At 39.9% G+C, this 18,759-nt stretch carries 15 protein-coding genes and 1 tRNA gene; 13 read left to right on the top strand and 3 right to left on the bottom strand.

From position 1 onward, the window contains the following. The first annotated feature begins 71 nt into the window (after window positions 1-71). Window positions 72-2,090, top strand: a complete 2,019-nt coding sequence (gene nagE, locus FC90_RS01915; protein WP_057907623.1) for an N-acetylglucosamine-specific PTS transporter subunit IIBC — start codon at window positions 72-74, stop codon at window positions 2,088-2,090. A 54-nt stretch (window positions 2,091-2,144) separates the two neighbouring features. On the opposite strand, the gene FC90_RS01910 is transcribed toward nagE, so the two are convergent. Then, entirely contained in the window at window positions 2,145-3,092 is a 948-nt protein-coding gene (locus FC90_RS01910; protein WP_057907622.1) for a DUF1002 domain-containing protein, read from the bottom strand. Between the two features lie 310 nt (window positions 3,093-3,402). On the opposite strand from FC90_RS01910, the gene FC90_RS01905 reads away from it, so the two are divergent. From FC90_RS01905 to FC90_RS01895, 3 genes are all read left to right on the top strand, one after another. Further along, entirely contained in the window at window positions 3,403-4,683 is a 1,281-nt protein-coding gene (locus FC90_RS01905) for an adenylosuccinate synthase (protein ID WP_057907621.1), read from the top strand. A gap of 169 nt (window positions 4,684-4,852) precedes the next feature. After that, window positions 4,853-6,163, top strand: a complete 1,311-nt coding sequence (locus FC90_RS01900; RefSeq protein ID WP_057907620.1) for an NCS2 family permease — start codon at window positions 4,853-4,855, stop codon at window positions 6,161-6,163. Between the two features lie 140 nt (window positions 6,164-6,303). Further along, window positions 6,304-6,966: a class A sortase gene (locus FC90_RS01895; RefSeq protein ID WP_057907619.1), complete on the top strand. Its 663-nt coding sequence runs from the start codon at window positions 6,304-6,306 to the stop codon at window positions 6,964-6,966. A 235-nt stretch (window positions 6,967-7,201) separates the two neighbouring features. Here the strand turns inward: FC90_RS01895 and FC90_RS01890 are convergent, their stop codons facing one another. Then, on the bottom strand, window positions 7,202-7,771 hold the full coding sequence (locus FC90_RS01890) for a TetR/AcrR family transcriptional regulator (protein WP_057907618.1): 570 nt from the start codon (window positions 7,769-7,771) through the stop codon (window positions 7,202-7,204). Between the two features lie 117 nt (window positions 7,772-7,888). Here FC90_RS01890 and FC90_RS01885 point away from each other — a divergent pair, with 117 nt between their 5' ends. The 3 genes from FC90_RS01885 to FC90_RS01875 all read left to right on the top strand — a co-directional run bounded on the left by FC90_RS01885 (window position 7,889) and on the right by FC90_RS01875 (window position 10,732). Further along, window positions 7,889-8,890 carry an NADP-dependent oxidoreductase gene (locus tag FC90_RS01885; protein ID WP_057907617.1) on the top strand — a complete coding sequence of 334 codons (1,002 nt, stop codon included), beginning with the start codon at window positions 7,889-7,891 and terminating at the stop codon, window positions 8,888-8,890. An 11-nt stretch (window positions 8,891-8,901) separates the two neighbouring features. Further along, window positions 8,902-9,735, top strand: a complete 834-nt coding sequence (locus tag FC90_RS01880) for an alpha/beta fold hydrolase (RefSeq protein WP_057907616.1) — start codon at window positions 8,902-8,904, stop codon at window positions 9,733-9,735. Window positions 9,736-9,895: 160 nt separating this feature from the next. Beyond that, complete coding sequence (locus FC90_RS01875; protein ID WP_057907615.1) at window positions 9,896-10,732, top strand: hypothetical protein; 837 nt, start codon at window positions 9,896-9,898, stop codon at window positions 10,730-10,732. A 319-nt stretch (window positions 10,733-11,051) separates the two neighbouring features. Here FC90_RS01875 and FC90_RS01870 read toward each other — a convergent pair. Further along, window positions 11,052-11,124: transfer RNA gene (locus FC90_RS01870), tRNA-Lys, on the bottom strand. A 206-nt stretch (window positions 11,125-11,330) separates the two neighbouring features. Here FC90_RS01870 and yycF point away from each other — a divergent pair. The 6 genes from yycF to FC90_RS01840 all read left to right on the top strand — a co-directional run bounded on the left by yycF (window position 11,331) and on the right by FC90_RS01840 (window position 18,339). Next, entirely contained in the window at window positions 11,331-12,044 is a 714-nt protein-coding gene (yycF, locus tag FC90_RS01865) for a response regulator YycF (protein ID WP_057907614.1), read from the top strand. A 9-nt stretch (window positions 12,045-12,053) separates the two neighbouring features. Next, window positions 12,054-13,958 carry a cell wall metabolism sensor histidine kinase WalK gene (gene walK / locus FC90_RS01860; RefSeq protein WP_057907613.1) on the top strand — a complete coding sequence of 635 codons (1,905 nt, stop codon included), beginning with the start codon at window positions 12,054-12,056 and terminating at the stop codon, window positions 13,956-13,958. Then, the gene (locus FC90_RS01855; RefSeq protein ID WP_057907612.1) at window positions 13,948-15,279 is read left to right on the top strand and encodes a YycH family regulatory protein; all 1,332 of its coding nucleotides are present in this window, start codon (window positions 13,948-13,950) and stop codon (window positions 15,277-15,279) included. The genes walK and FC90_RS01855 overlap by 11 nt, the downstream gene beginning before the upstream one ends. 4 nt (window positions 15,280-15,283) lie before the next feature. Further along, window positions 15,284-16,099 carry a two-component system regulatory protein YycI gene (locus FC90_RS01850; protein WP_057907611.1) on the top strand — a complete coding sequence of 272 codons (816 nt, stop codon included), beginning with the start codon at window positions 15,284-15,286 and terminating at the stop codon, window positions 16,097-16,099. A gap of 37 nt (window positions 16,100-16,136) precedes the next feature. Beyond that, window positions 16,137-16,943, top strand: coding sequence for an MBL fold metallo-hydrolase (locus FC90_RS01845; protein ID WP_057907610.1), 807 nt, complete (start codon window positions 16,137-16,139; stop codon window positions 16,941-16,943). Window positions 16,944-17,112: 169 nt separating this feature from the next. After that, complete coding sequence (locus FC90_RS01840; protein WP_057907609.1) at window positions 17,113-18,339, top strand: S1C family serine protease; 1,227 nt, start codon at window positions 17,113-17,115, stop codon at window positions 18,337-18,339. Window positions 18,340-18,759 lie beyond the last annotated feature (420 nt).

Below are 18,759 nucleotides of genomic sequence, written 5' to 3'. Positions count from 1 at the left end.
TATTAAGCGCTTGCTTATCGTTTGCATTAATGATTTAATCATATTAACGAAAAATGAATGGAGAACAACGTATGAAGAATTACTTACAACGAATGGGTCGTTCATTAATGTTGCCAGTTGCTGTTTTACCAGCAGCCGCAATTTTAATGGGGATTGCGAACTGGGTTGGCAATGGCGATTCAAACGCAAACGTCTTTACAATTTTCTTATCAGCCGGTGGCGGTGCAATTTTAAATAACTTACCATTATTATTCGCCGTTGGTTTAGCACTCGGGATGTCTAAGGATCAAGATGGGGCAGCTGCTCTGGCTGGTTTAGTGGCTTTCTTAGTGCCGAAGACCATCTTGGCACCTGCTTCAATTCAAGCGATGCAAGGTTTATCAGACATCGCTAAAGTAAATCCAGCTTTTGGTAAGATTGAAGGGAATGTTTTAATCGGGATTATTGCTGGCTTAATTGCTGCTGCAATGTATAATCGCTTCCACAACGTGAAGTTGCCAATGGCCCTCTCATTCTTTAGTGGGAAACGTCTAGTGCCAATTATGGCGGCAACGGCAATGATGGTTGTTTCAGCTATCTTGTACTTCGTTTGGCCAGCCGTCTTTACAGTATTAGTTTCATTTGGTGAAGCAATCTCTAAATTGGGTTGGGTTGGTGCCGGTCTATACGGATTCTTCAACCGGTTACTAATTCCAACTGGGTTACACCATGCCTTAAATTCTGTATTCTGGTTTGATGTGGCTAACATCAATGATATTGGCAACTTCTTAGGAGGGGCAAAATCACTTGCGAATGGTTCAGCTGTGATTGGTAAGACCGGGATGTATCAAGCCGGTTTCTTCCCAGTGATGATGTTTGGATTACCAGCTGGTGCTTACGCAATTTACAAAAATGCTCGCCCAGAACGGCGTAAAGCAACAGCTTCATTGATGTTAGCCGCTGGTTTTGCTTCATTCTTTACCGGGGTGACAGAACCACTTGAATTCTCATTCATGTTTGTGGCATGGCCTCTTTATGTATTGCATGCAGCTTTCACCGGCATTTCACTTGCCGTCGCTGCTTTCTTCCACTGGACAGCCGGTTTTGCATTTAGTGCTGGGTTAGTCGATTATGTTTTAAGTCTGAAAAACCCGGTTGCTAACCAACCATTGATGTTATTGGTTGAAGGGGTGGTTATGGCAGTCATTTACTATTTTGGATTCAACTTTGCCATTAAGAAATTTAACTTGATGACCCCCGGCCGGGAAGCAGAAGATGCTGTCGATGGAGAGATTGCCGGTGTTGAAACAGATGCTGCCGACGACAAGTTCATGGTCCAAGCAAAACGGATCTACGCTGCAATCGGTGGTAAAGACAATATCAAGGTGATTGATAATTGTACAACGCGGCTTCGATTACAATTAGAAGACACTGCCAATGTCAACCAAGCAGCGATTAAAGCGGCTGGTGCGGCTGGAATTAACGTTTTAGATAAAACAAACATTCAAATTATTATCGGGACAGAAGTGCAATTTGTGGCCGATGCCTTAAGGGAACTTGATAAGCACAACACACCAATTGCAACAAGTACGTCAGAACCGGCTGTTACATCAGTTGCAACGCCGGTCGATAGCGATATTCACTCGGGTGAAACAGATATTTTTTACGCGGTTGCTAATGGTAAATTAATCGATATTGAAAATGTTGATGACCCAACTTTTGCGCAAAAAATGCTCGGTGATGGGTATGCTGTCATTCCAACCGATGGTAAAATTGTCGCGCCAGTTGATGGGACTGTCATGACGGTTTTCCCAACGAAACATGCCATTGGGATTAAAACAACGAATGGGTTAGAAGTCTTAGTGCACATGGGGATTGATACAGTTGAATTAAACGGTGCTCCGTTTGCAGTCGTTGTGGAAGAAGGTCAGACAATCAAACATGGTGACTTATTAGCAACGGTTGATTTGGAGCAAATTACTGCTGCTGGTAAGAATACGGCAATGATGGTGATTATTACCAACATGCCAGCTGTTGATTACATCAAATTTAATGCGATGGACACCACAGTTGCTGCCGATGCAGTGGCATTAAAAGCAACAACGAAATAATGAATAAATAAAAAGCCCTGCAAACTTCAGTTTGCGGGGCTTTTTGGTGTGTTATTAGTTAAATAATCCTTTGAAGAAATTAGCCATGCGATCAAAGAGTTTTTGAATGAAGTTCCGATTGCTTTGGGTGTTGAGTTTATTGAAGATGTTTTTCGCACCACTTTGGATATTATTCATCAACTTGCCGGCTTGATTCTTGAAATCATCTGAATTCAAAGCGCCCGAATCTTGAATTTTGACGAGGACATTAATGATTTGTTGTTTCTGATTATTGTTGATGATGTTAGTTAAATTATTTTGTTCGAGTTGATTATTAACAATGGTCGTGATTTGATTAACAGTTAGGTTATCGCCTTTGTTGGCCATGTCTTTTTTGGCGCCGGTGACGGCATTGTTCAATTGGGAGTCTGAATAACCATCGGTGCCTTTATTGGCCTGTGTAATGTCGCTAAGGGTGCTCATTTCATCTTGGGCAGCCGTCACTTGCGCTTGGTTGAGTGAATCACCATTTTCAGCGAAAGCAGCGTAGACCCCGGCTAAAGCGCCAGAACCATCGATTGGAATTGCGGAAGTGACATAAATCGTTGCGTTGGTAACACCGGCGGTTAAGGCTGCATTTTTGTATTGGTTAGCGGTAATGGTTGTAATGTTGTTCCGGCCATTAAAGTCAATAATTTTGACATTAATACCGGTATTGCTGTTATTTTTTTGAATTAAAGCACTTGAGTAAACACTCGAGTTGGCGTTAAATGTTTGTTGATTTTGATCAAGATATTTTACAAGGGTTGAGCCGGTTACTGTTAGCTCACTGACGTCCGTGATATTGGCGGCGTTTTCGAGTGTCTTGAGTGTCTCGGCTTTTTGGGTGCTAGAAAGGCTAGTCCCAACCGTGGCAACTGGTTGAGACCAATCTGTAGTACTATCAGCAAAAACGGATTGTGCATTGAGACCTAGTATTACGGTAAATACAATGGGGAAGAGCAACTTTAATTTGTTTAACATAATCAATAATCCTTTCTCAAAGCAAATATTGTCTTAAGTATAGCGAATTTAAAGTGGAATGTATCTAATTTGAATACATTCCAAATGAATTTTAATTCTTTTTTAAAATGATAGTTAAATGTGATTTTAATGTTCGTTATTTGCGTTCGTATTTTGATTAATTTATTTATAGTTAGGATTTTAATGGATATAAATTGAATTGTATTATTAAAGTTCGCTTTTATATTGATTTTAAAATAATTTGTTGCTACAATAGTTTTGTACTAAATAGCGAGTCTGAAGATGGGCTCGAATAGAGGGGTATGTTTATATGACATCTGTAGTAGTTGTTGGAACACAGTGGGGCGATGAAGGTAAGGGTAAAATCACTGACTTTTTAGGTCAGCATGCTGATGCTATCGCTCGGTATCAAGGTGGCGACAATGCAGGTCATACCATTCAATTGGGTGACGCAACTTATCATTTACAGCTAATTCCTTCCGGGATTTTTAATAGCGATAAACTCAGTGTGATTGGCAATGGCGTGGTTGTTAACCCTAAGACCCTTGTATCTGAATTGAAGCACTTAGCACAACAGGGGATTGATACGAGCCAACTAAGATTGTCAGATCGCGCCCATGTCATTTTGCCATATCATTCTAAATTAGATGGGTTACAAGAAGCGGCCAAAGGGGATCAAAAGATTGGGACGACTAATCGGGGAATTGGCCCAGCTTATATGGATAAAGCGGCCAGAAGCGGTATTCGGATTGTTGATTTACTAGACAAGGAACTTTTTGCAACGAAATTAAAACAAAATTTAGATGAAAAAAACGCGCTTTTTACTAAAATTTATGGTGTTGAACCACTTGAATATGAAGCTATCTTTGAAGAATATTATCAATATGGACAAACTTTAAAACAATATGTTTGTGATACATCAGTGGTTTTAAATGATGTTTTGGATCGAAATGGGAATGTTCTGTTTGAAGGCGCCCAAGGAATTTTGTTGGATATCGACCAGGGAACTTATCCATTTGTAACTTCTTCAAATCCCGCTGGTGGTGTTTCAACGGGTTCAGGCGTCGGTGCTTCACGGATCGACGAAGTGGTTGGTGTGGCTAAGGCATACACTTCTCGAGTGGGGGATGGCCCATTTCCAACCCAATTATTAAATGAAACTGGTGATTTTATTCGGGAAGCTGGTCATGAATATGGAACCGTAACTGGTCGTCCAAGACGGATAGGTTGGTTTGATTCCGTTGTACTTCGTCATTCAAAACGAGTAGCTGGTGTGACTCGTCTTTCATTAAATTGTGTCGATGTTTTAACGGGGATTAAGACTTTGAAAATTTGTATTGCTTATGAACTAGATGGTCAGCGGATTGATCGTTATCCGGCCAGTTTAAGTGAATTAGCTCGTTGTACACCAGTTTATGAGGAATTCCCTGGGTGGGATGAAGATATTACTGGGGTCAAGACACTTGAAGATTTACCGACTAATGCCCGGCGTTATGTTGAACGGATTCAAGAATTAGTTGATTTACCATTGGCGACCTTTGCTGTCGGACCAGACCGCGAACAAACTAATGTCTTATCAGCCATCTGGTAGGTCTCGCTGAAAAAAGACACAAAAAAAGAGAATGCAAAGTTCGTTTTCTAAACATGTCGTTAAACACGCCAACAAACTTTCATTCTCGTGGGTTTGGCACCAGTCAGTATTATACACACATTACCACTAAAAAGATAGTGGGAAAATTAGTTGATTCAGAGGAGTAGTTATGGAAAAAATAAGTCGTTTCTTCGGAATTGAAGAACAGCATTCAACAGTTCAGCGGGAAATCTTAGCTGGTTTTACTACGTTTATTTCAATGATTTATATTTTATTTGTTAACCCGAGCGTATTAGGTGCTTCGGGGATGGATAAGGGGGCTGTCTTTGCAGCTACCGCAATCGCAAGCGCCATTGGTTGTTTTTTAATGGGGCTATATGCTAAATATCCAATTGCAACCGCGCCGGCTTTAGGAATTAACGCCTTTTTCAGTTATTCAGTAGTAATTGGAATGGGTGTTTCGTGGCAAACTGCGTTGGCGGGCGTGTTCGTGGCTTCATTAATTTTTATGTTAATTACGGTTTTTAAGTTACGCGAAATAATCATTGATGCGATTCCGCGAGATATGAAATTAGCGATTTCTGCTGGGATTGGGATGTTTGTGGCCTTCATCGGTTTACACGGCGGGGGCTTAATTGTTGCGAATAAATCGACCGTAGTTGGCTTAGGTGATTTTTCTCAAGGAACGACTTGGCTAACGGTTTTTGGGTTAATCATTACAGTGATTTTAATGGTTAGAAAAGTACCGGGAGCGATTTTTATCGGTATGCTATTAACTTCAATTGTGGGAGCAATTAGTGGCTTGATTAAGTTACCGACACATTATGTTGCTGCAGCCCCCAGTTTAAAGCCAACTTTCCTAGCTGGGTTGCACCATATTGGTGATATCAATACGGTACAAATGTGGGTCGTTGTGTTGACCTTCTTATTAGTGACCTTTTTCGATACAGCTGGAACACTAGTTGGTTTGGCTGAACAAGCAGGTTTTATGAAGGATAATAAGATGCCACGTGTGGGGAAAGCTTTGGTATCAGATTCTACGGCGATGTTAGCTGGCTCATTATTGGGGACTTCGCCAGTGGGGGCTTTCGTTGAATCATCCGCAGGGATTGCCGTTGGTGGTCGAACAGGCTTAACGGCTGTGGTGACCGGAATTTTATTCATTGGTAGTTTATTCTTCTCGCCATTATTGACAGTTGTCACGTCACAAGTAACGGCGCCTGCATTAGTAATCGTTGGCGTTTTAATGGCGCAGTCACTGAAAAAAATTGACTGGGAAAAACTAGAAATTGCAATTCCAGCCTTTCTAATTGTTTTGGGAATGCCATTAACTTACAGTATTTCAGACGGGATTGCGCTGGGTTTTATCATCTATCCTATCACTATGATTACTGCCGGGCGGCGTAAAGAAATTCATCCGATTATGTATGTTTTATTCTTTGTTTTCTTAGGTTTCATGTATATTTTGAACGTGAAATAAGTAAAAAGCGCGTAGCTATAAATTTAGGCTGGGCGTTTTTTATGGCATTATCAAGTATTTCGGAATAAGGATCTAGCACCGGTAAGTCAGGCATAATGTGTTACAATAGGCCTAAATACTAGTGAAGGGTTTAAATTATAATGCAAAAAAAGACGAAAAATAGATTGATTAATGGCCTTTTAGCCATTCTACTAATAATGGGATTAGTACTGATTTTCATTAATCCAATTCGTAATCAGCTGGTTAAAATGATGGCTCATCGTCAAATGGATGTTACCGCAGCAAAAATTAAACAGAATCAGCATAAAAAAGCGAGTTTTGATTTTGATAAAGTTGATTCACTCGATACAAAACAGATTGTGAATGCTGCTGTTAAGGGGCATGTACTTGTTCTCGGAAAAGTTGCGATTCCAAGTGTCAAGATGGCACTGCCAGTCATGAAAGGCGTTTCAGAGGACACAATGGCGCAAGGTGGTGGGACAATGAAACCTGATCAGCAAATGGGTGCCGTGAATAACTACGCTTTAGCTGGGCACTCCTTCCAAAATATCTTCCTACCACTTGAAAATGTACGAGTCGGGGATAAAGTTTATTTGACCGATATGGAGGAGGTTTACACGTATCAAGTTGACTATAAAGCTTCGATTAGTCCTTATGATGTTAAAGTCATTGATGATGTACCAGGTCGCAAAATGATGACATTGATTACCTGTGACAAAACGGTCCGTAGATGGTGTATTCAGGGCAAACTCGTAAAGACACAAAAGGCAACGCAGCAAACGTTAGCTGTTTTCGGGAATTAACCCGGGAAATTAAAAAGCCGCCGGAATTGATTGCCAATTTCGGTGGCTTTTTAGTGTGTGGTCTGTCTGGATAAAATTGGTGCGTTTTGAAGTAACTGGAACTGGTTAATATAATCGTGATGCCTAAAATTAATAGGCTGGTCATCGATTCGGTCAAGACTATGGGGTAAAGATAAAAGATGTAGACGATTAAAATTGTCGTCATTAACAGGTATCGGCTGTTAATAGTAATGCGTTATAACGCTTGTGGAACTGATTGCAAACCAGGTTTAATGAGTTGCCAGAGCGTTTCGAAGCGCTGTTGATAATTAGGGGCTGTCCAAGTTTCTTTAAACGTAGGTAATGTAAAAGGTGCAAAGGCGCTGAGAATTGTTTCTGCGCGTTGATAGTCGGGATCGTTGTAAGCCATCAGTTGATCAATGGCTGCCATTAAATCTGTGAGAACGGTCCGTAAAATGATAGGATGATTGTCGACGTATTGGGTAGTTAGTGCAAAAAGGGCAGGATCATTAAGATAGGCGTTTTTTTTGGCTGTCGCAAATGTCCAGAGCCATTGATGGAGTGTTTCGACCGGATCATCTTTGATTGGCGTGATTTGTCGAATTTTTTGTAGAATAGTTTGATGAAACCAAGCGGTAGTGACTGCCGTCCAAAGTGCTTGTTTGTTTCTAAAGTGTTTATATAACGCAGCATGTGTCATGCCAAGGTGATCTGCAATTTCTGTCAGGGTTAAGTCAGCACGTTGCTTAGTTTGAATCAGTTGAAGGGTTACTTGGATAATTTCTGTCTGGGTATGTTTGGTCATAAAAAGACCTCCTTCTAAGCACTATGATAGCATATTTTTAATTAAGTTACATAATTTGATTTTTGTAACTAAATGCGATAAGCTTAAAAAAATAGAATATAAAGAGGTTATTAAAATATGAAAGCAGCACAGATTACACGTTATTCAAAAACCGTAGGCGCACAAGTTGGCGATATTCCAATTCCAACAATTGCAGTAGATGAAGTATTAATTCGCGTGAAGGCGGCGGCTGTTAATCCACTTGAAATGCTCATCAGTAGTGGCAGTGTGAAATTGATTCAGAACTATCAAATGCCGCTCACGATTGGCAATGAATTAAGTGGGATTGTCGAAAAAGTTGGTGCTGCTGTGACGAACTATCAACCCGGAGATTATGTTTATTCGCGCCTACCATTACGCAAAATTGGGGCGGTCGCAGAATTTGCAGCTGTTAGCGAACAAGCAATTGCTAAGATGCCGACAGACATGGCATTTGAAACAGCTACAGCGATTCCATTGACCGGTCTCACAGCTTATCAAGGGTTGCATGAAGAATTGCAAGCACAACCGGGCGAAACAGTCTTTATTCCAGGTGGTTCCGGTTCTTTTGGTCAATTAGCAATTCCGATTGCTAAAGCTATGGGTTTAAATGTGATTGTCAGTGGAAATGCAGCTACCCGTGAAAATAGTTTAGCCATCGGGGCGGATCGCTATTTAGATTATCGAGTGGAAAATTATTGGGAATTATTGCAAGATGTTGATTATGTAATTGATACATTAGGTAAAACAGAATTTGAAAGGGAACTATCGATTATTAAACCAGGGGGGGGCTTGCTATCGTTAAGAACCGGTCCGAACAAACAGTTTGCGATTGATCATCATTTTAATGGAGTGAAAAAATTTCTCTTTTCAATGGTTGGGCGTAAGTTTGATCGACTAGCTCATGCCAAAGGGGTTGAATACCGCTTCATCTTTGTCCGTGCAGATGCTAAGCAATTGGCTGAAGTTACTAAAATAGTTGAAACTCATGACATTAGGCCACGCCTTGATCCTCATCAGTTCAAGATTGATGACATTAACGAAGCTCTACAGTTAGTTAGTGCGGGTCATCCAAAGGGTAAAGTAGTTATTACATTTTAAGGAGGGTATACATGCAAGCTTATATTGAAGTTCCTAATCAAATGATCACTGCCTCAAATGGTGTACGATACGCTTATCGAACATCCGGAATTCAAGAAGCAGTGCCTCTGGTGTTGTTGACACACTTATCTGCCAATTTGGATAATTGGGATCCACGGTTAATCGATGCCTTAGCTAAAGAACGATATGTGATTACCTTCGACAATCAAGGTGTCGGCTTGTCTAGCGGGCGGGTACCAATAACAATTGAACAGATGGCACGCGATGTTTTACCATTGCTTGATGCACTCGGGTATGATAAGGTCGATATTCTATCACTTTCGATGGGGGGCATGGTTGCCCAAGAACTGATTAAAATTGCGCCGCAACGGGTTCGAAAACTAATTCTCAGTGGGACTGGTCCCCGTGGAGGAGTTGGTATTAGGGCGGTCACACGGATTAGCAATATTGATTTAGTAAAGTCGTTGGTGACATTTAAGGATGTTAAAACTTACTTGTTTTTCACATCAAGTACTGCTAGCCAACAAAAAGCACGTTTATTTTTAGAACAAATACATTTACGCAAAAAGAATCGTGATAAGAATATTACGATACCAGCGTACGTCCATCAACTAAAGGCAATTCATACTTGGGGCAAACAATCCAGTGAGGCGCTTGACTTTATTACCCAACCAACTTTAGTCGTTAATGGTGATCAAGACCGGATGGTACCGACTGAAAATTCATACGTCTTAGCCAAGAAAATTCAAGACAGTGACTTAATTATTTATCCAGATGCAGGTCACGCATCAATCTTCCAAGAACCGACGTTATTTGCCAAGCAGGCGTTAGCCTTTTTAGCATAATCCTAAAAGCCGACCATTATCTAAATTTTGGCCGGTTTTTGCGTGTTTAAAAAGCAAGTTAAGCTCCCCTTTCATATGGGCTATAGACGTTATTGGAAGCTTGCTTATGTCCAGGGATTAATCTGCTATAATGGTAGTATTAATCTTGGGGGATATACAAATGGCTAGAAAATATCTGAGTAAAAGTACTAGGACGAAGCATACATACGAATTCTACAAAGAGCGAAGAGATAATCCGCAATGGCGAGCCGATTTTTTAGAAGTTAGATCAAAACGCAGAATAGAAATAGCGATACAAGCGTTTGTCATATTAGTAATAGTGGCCGGTGGCGGATTTTACTTCTCTAAGAAAGGGAACGCACAGCGTATTGCGAAACCGGCAGAAGTAGAAACCAGTACAACCACTAGTTCAAGTGTAGCAAGTACCGCTCAATCAGACGATGAAACTAATAGTTCTGTAAATTCTAATCAGGATGAATCTACAGGAAAAGATGATGACTCCCAATTAACTTCAAGTAGTGCGGCACAGGCTAGTACCTCAAATACTGAAAGCTCAACTAGTCAGAGTGCTGACTCTAGTTCAGAAGATGGTAAGTATAGTGGGGATGAATTGGTAGTAAAAAAATATATTAACGACGGCTTTATAATTATGCCTATTATGTATAATGGGGAAGATGTCACCAAAGCTATAGCGGAAAATAAGGCACCACAAAACTTGATGTATGACGGCTATACAGATGGGTATATCAAAGATGATCAAAGCGTGCGGTTATCTCATATGGGGGGAGCCTCTGATGGATATTATGGCATATCTAATGGGACACTAAGTATAAAGCAAGGAGCATCACGACATAGCTTTAGGTACACTGTAAATAATGGCGTTGTAGAGTTTGAAAACGAAAATATTAGTGAACCAGATGGTGCAAAAGTAGATTTTCAAATAAAACCAGCCCCTGGTGCAAGCGCAACTGTCGATTCTCAGCATATGCAAAATTAACCCTACCCTTACTTTCACAAGTGAAGATCGCACACATTACTGCCATCTTATAAAAAAGTTATATTTTTAAAAATTCATTATAAGGTTTTACGTCCCTTGGGCACCGATATAATGAATATAGTCGTAATTTACGATGAAAAATTGGTAGTTATTATATAATTCTTCGACGACCTATATTTAATGTAGGTCACTTGTATATGGCCCTGTACGTGATTTTGGTTGTCGTATTCACTACGAAATGCTATGTTGTGTAAAGAAATAAAAAAGCCGTTATATCAATGCCTAAGCACCTCTATAACGACTTATCATGTATACTTGATGGGTGGTCAGGGGATCGAACCCTGGACCCACGGATTAAGAGTCCGTTGCTCTGCCAGCTGAGCTAACCACCCATGTAATGTCTCGCCTTACGACTTAAATATCATAGCATATTACACAAACTTTTGTAAACAGTAATTTATATTTTTTTAAATAAAATAACTGAGTGCGTTCAAATTAATGGTTAATTTAATTGCCAGCAAGCACCGTAATTTTGAATTGACCTCTGAAAATGAGTATAATGAGAAGCAAAGCATCTACATCCAAGGAGGATCTGTACATGGCTAAAAAAATACTCGTCGTTGATGATGAAAAACCGATTTCTGATATTGTTAAGTTTAATCTAACTAAAGAAGGCTATGAAGTCTATACGGCTTATGATGGTGAAGAAGCTTTACAACAAGTTGAAGCGGCAGTCCCTGATTTAATCTTATTGGACTTGATGTTGCCTAAAATTGATGGATTAGAAGTGGCCCGTCAAGTGCGTAAATCGCATGACATGCCAATTATTATGGTAACGGCTAAAGATTCTGAAATTGATAAAGTCATTGGGCTTGAACTAGGTGCTGACGACTATGTCACCAAACCATTTTCAAACCGGGAATTAGTAGCACGCGTTAAGGCTAATTTACGTCGTCAAGGGACAACTAGTCAATCAGATAAAGAAGCCAATGAAGAAAATCATGAGATCAAGATTGGTGATTTAACGATTCATCCTGACGCCTATATTGTGTCTAAACGCGGTGATAAAATCGAGTTGACGCATCGCGAGTTTGAATTATTACACTATTTAGCTAAACATATTGGTCAAGTCATGACCCGTGAACATTTGCTACAAACTGTTTGGGGGTATGACTATTTCGGTGATGTCCGAACAGTAGATGTAACGGTGCGTCGTTTACGTGAAAAAATTGAAGACAACCCTAGTCATCCGGAATGGTTAGTGACGCGCCGGGGTGTTGGTTACTATTTAAGAAATCCTGATCAGGAGTAAATTTGCCGCATGAATAAGAAAATTCGGTTGCTACAATCGATTCATTTTAAAATTGCCATTGTGTTTGTATTGTTGCTACTGGTGACGCTAGAAGTTATCGGGGCTTCTTTTGTCAAACAGTTAGAATATGAAAATATTCGTGATTTTAAGCAGTCATTACAAGTGACACCATACATTCAAAATCAACTCAGTAGTGAGTTGGTAAATAATAATGGTAATACAAATAAGAATATTAAAGAGATTATCGGTGATATGGGTAATTCTGCCGAAATTCAGGTAATCGATAATAAGGGGACTATTCGCGGGGTTACGAACTTAAATAATCAAAGTACTGTTGGGCAAAAGACACGTAATCCGCGCGTTAAGCAGGTTATTTATTCTGGTCATATGGAACAAGAAGTTGCTTACAGTGAAAGTCTCGGTAGCTACTATACAGCGATTCAACCGTTGACGAATCCAAGTGGCGATAGCAATACTGTGGTCGGCGCTGTTTATATCCGGGCTAGTATGGAGGACGTTTATAAAGGTATTTCATCAATTACTGTAATTTTTTTAACATCCTCTTTAGTAGCAGGTTTATTAGGGATGGCCTTGTCGATTGTTATTTCCCGGGCAATCACGCGGCCCATCGATGAGATGAAAAAACAAGCGATTCAAATGGCACGTGGTGATTACTCTGGTCAAGTTAAGATTTACGGTCAAGATGAATTAGGACAACTCGCAATTGCAGTTAATAACTTATCGGTGCGTGTTGAAGAGGCACAAGAAGCTTCCGAATCGGAACGACGGCGATTGGACAGTGTGCTTAGTCATATGACCGATGGCGTTATTGCGACTGATCGCCGTGGCAATATTACGATTATCAATGAAACCGGTCAGGATTTTCTAAATGTTACTCGAGATGAATTGCTCGGGCAGTCACTATTAAAAGTCTTACGCATTAGTGAGAAATATTCATTACGTGATTTATTAGAAACACAGCAGGAAATGGTTTTGGACTTTTCAGAGCAACAAGACCATGATTTAATTTTACATGTTGATTTTTCATTAATTCAAAAAGAAACAGGCTATATTACCGGTTTGGTTTGTGTATTGCACGATGTCACAGAACAACAAAAGAACGAACAAGAACAACGGGAATTTGTTTCCAATGTGTCCCATGAATTAAGGACACCATTGACAAGTGTGCGGAGTTATATTGAAGCTTTGAATGATGGGGCTTGGCAAGATCCAGAGATTGCACCGAATTTTTTGAAGGTAACCCAAGAAGAAACGGACCGGATGATTCGGATGATTAACGATTTATTGAGTTTATCGCGAATGGATCAAGGAACGGCCAAGATGAATCTCGAATACGTCAATTTGAATGAGTTTTTTGGTTATGCTCTAGATCGGTTTGATATGATGATCAAGCGTGATCAAGAACATGAAGCCGATATTCAGAAGAGCTCGATTAGTACTGGGAAATTGCCAACTGATGATCCGAATAAAAAATACAGTATTACTCGAGATTTTACTAAGCGTGATTTATGGGTTGAAATTGATACCGATAAATTTATGCAAGTTATTGATAATATCATGAATAATGCGATTAAATATTCACCGGATGGCGGCGTCATTACTTGTCGGTTATTGGAAACGCATCGGCATGTTATTTTAAGCATTTCAGACCAAGGCTTAGGCATTCCGCGTAAAGATCTGGGAAAGATTTTTGATCGTTTCTACCGGGTCGACAAAGCACGTTCGCGAAAACAAGGCGGTACTGGTCTAGGCCTGGCAATTTCTAAGGAAGTGATTGAAGCCCATCACGGTCGAGTTTGGGTAGATAGTCAAGAAGGTAAAGGGTCAACGTTCTATATCTCGTTACCTTATGAACCGATTGATTCTGATGGAGGTGATTGGGATGCGATTTAAGAATTTTTTAATGCGCATTGTATTATTGATTGCCGTTGCCGTTAGTGTGGTCTTATCATGGCTAATTTGGACTAGTAATGCGCATTATGAGCGTCAAACAAATAGTCAAACAACAACTAAGTCCACTAGTCATAAAACCGAGCGCAAAATCGGCGATGTTTTCTTACCAACGCAATTATTGTGGCGGACGGAAAATCAGAGTCAGTTAATTTACAACTCCAAGGAAAGTTTGATACCACAGTTTAAAGCCACCTTGAAACTTACTAATTCGGCATCGTTTAACCAAGTTAAGCTAGATCAAGATGATTATTATCAGGCTATCAATCAAAACGATACGGTGACAATGCTCTATCCTGATAAGATTTCATATGCGATTTTTAAAAAGGTATTCAGTTATCATAACAGCAACTTAGGTCAAAACGTCACGTTCAATCGGATTCGGATTACGTTAGGTAAAAGTCCTCAGCTATGGTTGATGAATGATCAAAATCATCAAGTCTATCAGGCATCATTGAAGGCTTTTCCACCAGCGCGCGTTAAAAAAGTACTTGAAAATGCTGATGTCCATTTGAAAGTAACCGAAAAAATGTTGAATAACAAACCATTGTTGTATGTGGCTGCTGATCAGACATTGCTACCATATAGTTATTTAGTGAATCAACAACCAGAAAATTACTACATCACAACTTTGTTGAATCAACGAAATACAGATAAAATTGATACTAAAGAACAAGGCAGTAGCGCCATCTATACTGATGGGACAGATAGTAATCTATATAAACGTTTGACTATTAATCATGAGACGGGGGAAATTTCTTTCGTGAAGTATGCGGATCAAAAGTTGCCAACTAGTCTAACTAAAAATTTTGAGGCAAGTTTTGATGTTTTACAGAAAACAGGAAATGCAATGTCTGGAATGCGATTCTATAGTTACGACCAGGCAACAAACGCAACCGCTTATCGGACGTTTGTTGAAGGATTCCCAGTCTTTTACCAGACGAATTTTGGCAGTGTCCAGGTTCAACTCTTGTCAACGGGGCAGAAAATTGATTTTTCAAATTATAGCTTACAAGTACCGGTGCCAGCCGAGGACAAGCAAGTAACGATTCCAAGTACAGAGTCGGTCTTGAATCAATTAACGCGTAGCGGGTTTTTACTGGAAGACGTAGAAAATGTCCAGGTTGGTTATGAATGGACTAAAGAGACTAGCAATGAACAAGTAATCGATTTAAATCCGACCTATTTTGTGCAATATAAAGGGGTTTGGCGCAGCTTGGCAGCATTGATGGCACAAAAAGCGGAATTAACCGAAGGGAGTTAGATGAATGGATTTTCGCAGAATTGAAATGATTTTTATCGCCATTTTTATTGCGCTGGATATCTATTTGTTTGCTTCATTAAAGGGGAGTCAAACGATTACGTCAACAGCAATTACTAGCAGTTCACAGACTAGCCAGATTATGAAGGATTTAAAAGATGATCAAATTTCGGTCAAACGGCTTTCTAATCGCAGAATGGATGGCTACTATTTGGCCAGTCGTCAAAAGGATCAGACATTATTGGAGACAGCTAGCGCGGCGTTAACTGGGCAAACTGTTTCATTTGATAAGGCCCGGATGACGCTTACTAGTGAGTTGGACAAACCGCTGAATTACCATAAAGGGAAGCAACGCTTGGTAACAGACGCCTTTATGAAAGATAAAAGCCACATTATTCGAGCAGGTGATTATCAATATTCACACGCATTATCAAGTGATCAACAGTTGGTTTATATCCAAAAAGTGCCCGGTGGTCAGATGATGGATGAACATGGCCAGCTAGTATTTACATTAGAAGATGGCCAGATTAGCCATTACACGCAAACTTATACGAATAAGATTCGAGTTTTACGTGAAAAAGAAAGTACGAAGGTAACTGCTCAAGATGCAGTCATCGATTTATATACAGACAATGAAATTCCAAATAATACCCGAATTATGTGGGTTAAACTTGGCTATAGTGCCTTGTTAGATGCTAATAGTAGTACAGTATACGTACCAGCATGGCAAGTCGCTATCGAAAATAAAAATTCAAAAAGTGTGGTCGTCAAGCGGATCAATGCCTTTACTGGTGCGCTGATGAAAAATCGCAGTGAAGTTTAGTTATCTTAGAAAGAGACCAAGGGGATAAGCGCAAAAAATGGTAGAAAAAGACGCAATGCAAGTCAGCGTGCTTGCAAGCAGTAGTTCAGGTAATACAACGTATATTGAAACACCCAAGCATAAGGTGTTAGTGGATGCCGGCATGAGTGGTAAACGCGTACAGGATTTGATGCACAGTATTGGGCGTGATCTTAAAGATGTTGATAGTTTATTAGTAACGCATGAACATCGAGACCACAGTAGTGGAGTTGGTGTTTTGGCACGGCGGTATGGAATTGATGTCTATGCTAACCAGCCAACGTGGGATGCAATGGCTTCGATTATTGGAGAAGTACCGGCTGAACATCAGCACCTTTTTGAAATGGGGAGTACCTTATCACTTGACGATTTAGATATCGAAAGTTATGGGGTGTCACATGATGCTGCCGCTGCTCAATTCTACCAATTCCATCATAATAACCGGGCCTTTGCAATCTTGACCGATACGGGCTATGTCTCTGATCAAGTGCGTGGCACAATTGAAAATGCGGATGCTTATTTGGTAGAATGTAACCACGATTTAGAGATGCTCCGGATGGGGAAATATCCTTGGTCGTTGAAACAACGAATTCTCAGTGATACAGGCCATTTATCAAACGAAGATGGTGCTTCAGCTTTAATGGCCTTTATGGGGAACCAAACGAAGCGCGTTTTTCTGGGCCATTTGAGTCAGGAGAATAATATGAAGGAACTAGCTCATTTGACGGTTGCGTCGATCCTAAAGGAACACGATTACGGTGTTGGCACCGATTTTGAAATTTTGGATACTGATCCAACAGTTGCTGATCCGTTATTTACTGTTTAATTGAGCTGTTTGGAAGACATTTTAGTTGTTTTTGCGAAATAAGTTGATTAAAATGCGCAGTAGAAAAACAATTTAATATTCGTAGCTTGTTCATAATTTTTTCAAATTTATATTCTATGCTGTAGATAGTCGATAAACAGAATTTATCAGAAAGTTTGGGTGAGTTAAGATGAATCAAAATTCAGGATTAATGAAAACAGCTGTTGTTGCTGTTGTTGCTGCACTAATTGGTGGTGGGGTTGCTAGCTATTTCGGTTCAAAGATGGGAAACGCGAATGTTGCAAGTACCGTACAGACTCCAACTAAATCAGGTAGTACCAAAATTAGTAATGTGAAAGTGAATGCCTCATCACAAACGACGACCGCTTTTAATAAAGTTAATAAAGCCGTTGTATCAGTTGTAAATTTACAAAAACAACAAGATAATGATTTGAGTGCCCTTTTTGGTTCAGATAGCAAAAAGAGTAGTAATAGTGAATTAGAAGAATCAAGTGAAGGTTCAGGCCTGATCTACGAAAAGAAAGACGGACATGCTTACGTTGTAACCAATAACCATGTAGTAGCCGGTTCGGATAAGCTAGAAACCATTCTTAGTGATGGCACCAAGATTGATGCCAGTCTTGTCGGGACGGATTCCGTTTCTGATCTAGCCGTTTTAAAGATTGATAGCGCTAAGGTGACAAAAACTGCCACATTTGGTGATTCTGACAGTATCAAACCTGGAGAATCAGTACTTGCAATTGGTTCACCGCTAGGTTCAGAATACGCGACATCGGTGACACAAGGGATTATTTCTGCAAAGAAACGAACAATTGACGTAACCGATGAAACCACTGGTCAAGCAACCGGCCAAGCAACTGTTATTCAAACCGATACGGCGATTAATCCCGGAAATTCAGGTGGCCCGTTGGTTAATATGGGCGGTCAAGTTATTGGGATTAACTCAATGAAGTTGGCTTCCAATGGGAGCACAACTGTTGAAGGAATGGGGTTTGCCATTCCAAGTAATGAAGTTGTTAAAATTATCAATCAATTGGTTGCCAATGGGAAAGTCGTGCGACCAGCGCTAGGAATCGGTGTCGTTGATTTAACTAACGTTTCAGCCACTCAACAAGCATCTGTCTTAAAATTACCAACCACTGTTAAGAGTGGGGTGGTAGTTGCATCTGTTAACACCAACTCAGTTGCTAAAAAAGCTGGTATTAGTAAATATGACGTTATTGTGGGATTAGGTGGCAAGGACGTTACGAGTGTGGCTGACCTACACACGACACTTTACAGTTATGCGATGAATAGTACGGTTGAAGTTCAGTATTATCATAATGGTCATTTGAAGAAAGCCAACGTCAAGTTGACCGAATCAGCGGCCACCGATAATCCATTAACAACCAAATAAAGAAAAGCTGGGATGATCAATACGATCATCCCAGCTTTTTAATTTTAGGTAAATTTGAGAGAACTACGAGTGAATGTTAAGTTTTAAAAATGTCAATGTGGATAGTAAGAACCCATAAGAATAAAATGGTTGTGGATAAGTCTGTGGATTGTGGGTATAACACGCTTGAAAAGCTTTTAAAGTTATCCACAAAAATATAAAAGGTCGGTGGATAACATTTTTAGATTAAATATAACCATTATTAAACGCTGAAATAACAGCATTTTTAACTGATAAGTAGAAGACCGAACAATTTTAAAATGGTGGATAACTTTTTTGAAAATTTTGTTTAAAAACTTTATTACTAGCTATTTAGTAGCAAGATAAATTCAAGACACAATATTTGGGACGAACATCTGTGCATATGTGGACAACTTTTGT

This window comes from Latilactobacillus graminis DSM 20719, from assembly GCF_001436415.1.
GTDB classification, from domain to species: Bacteria; Bacillota; Bacilli; order Lactobacillales; family Lactobacillaceae; genus Latilactobacillus; species Latilactobacillus graminis.
Note: the sequence above shows the minus strand (reverse complement) of the source record. Positions and strands in the feature narration are given on the sequence as shown.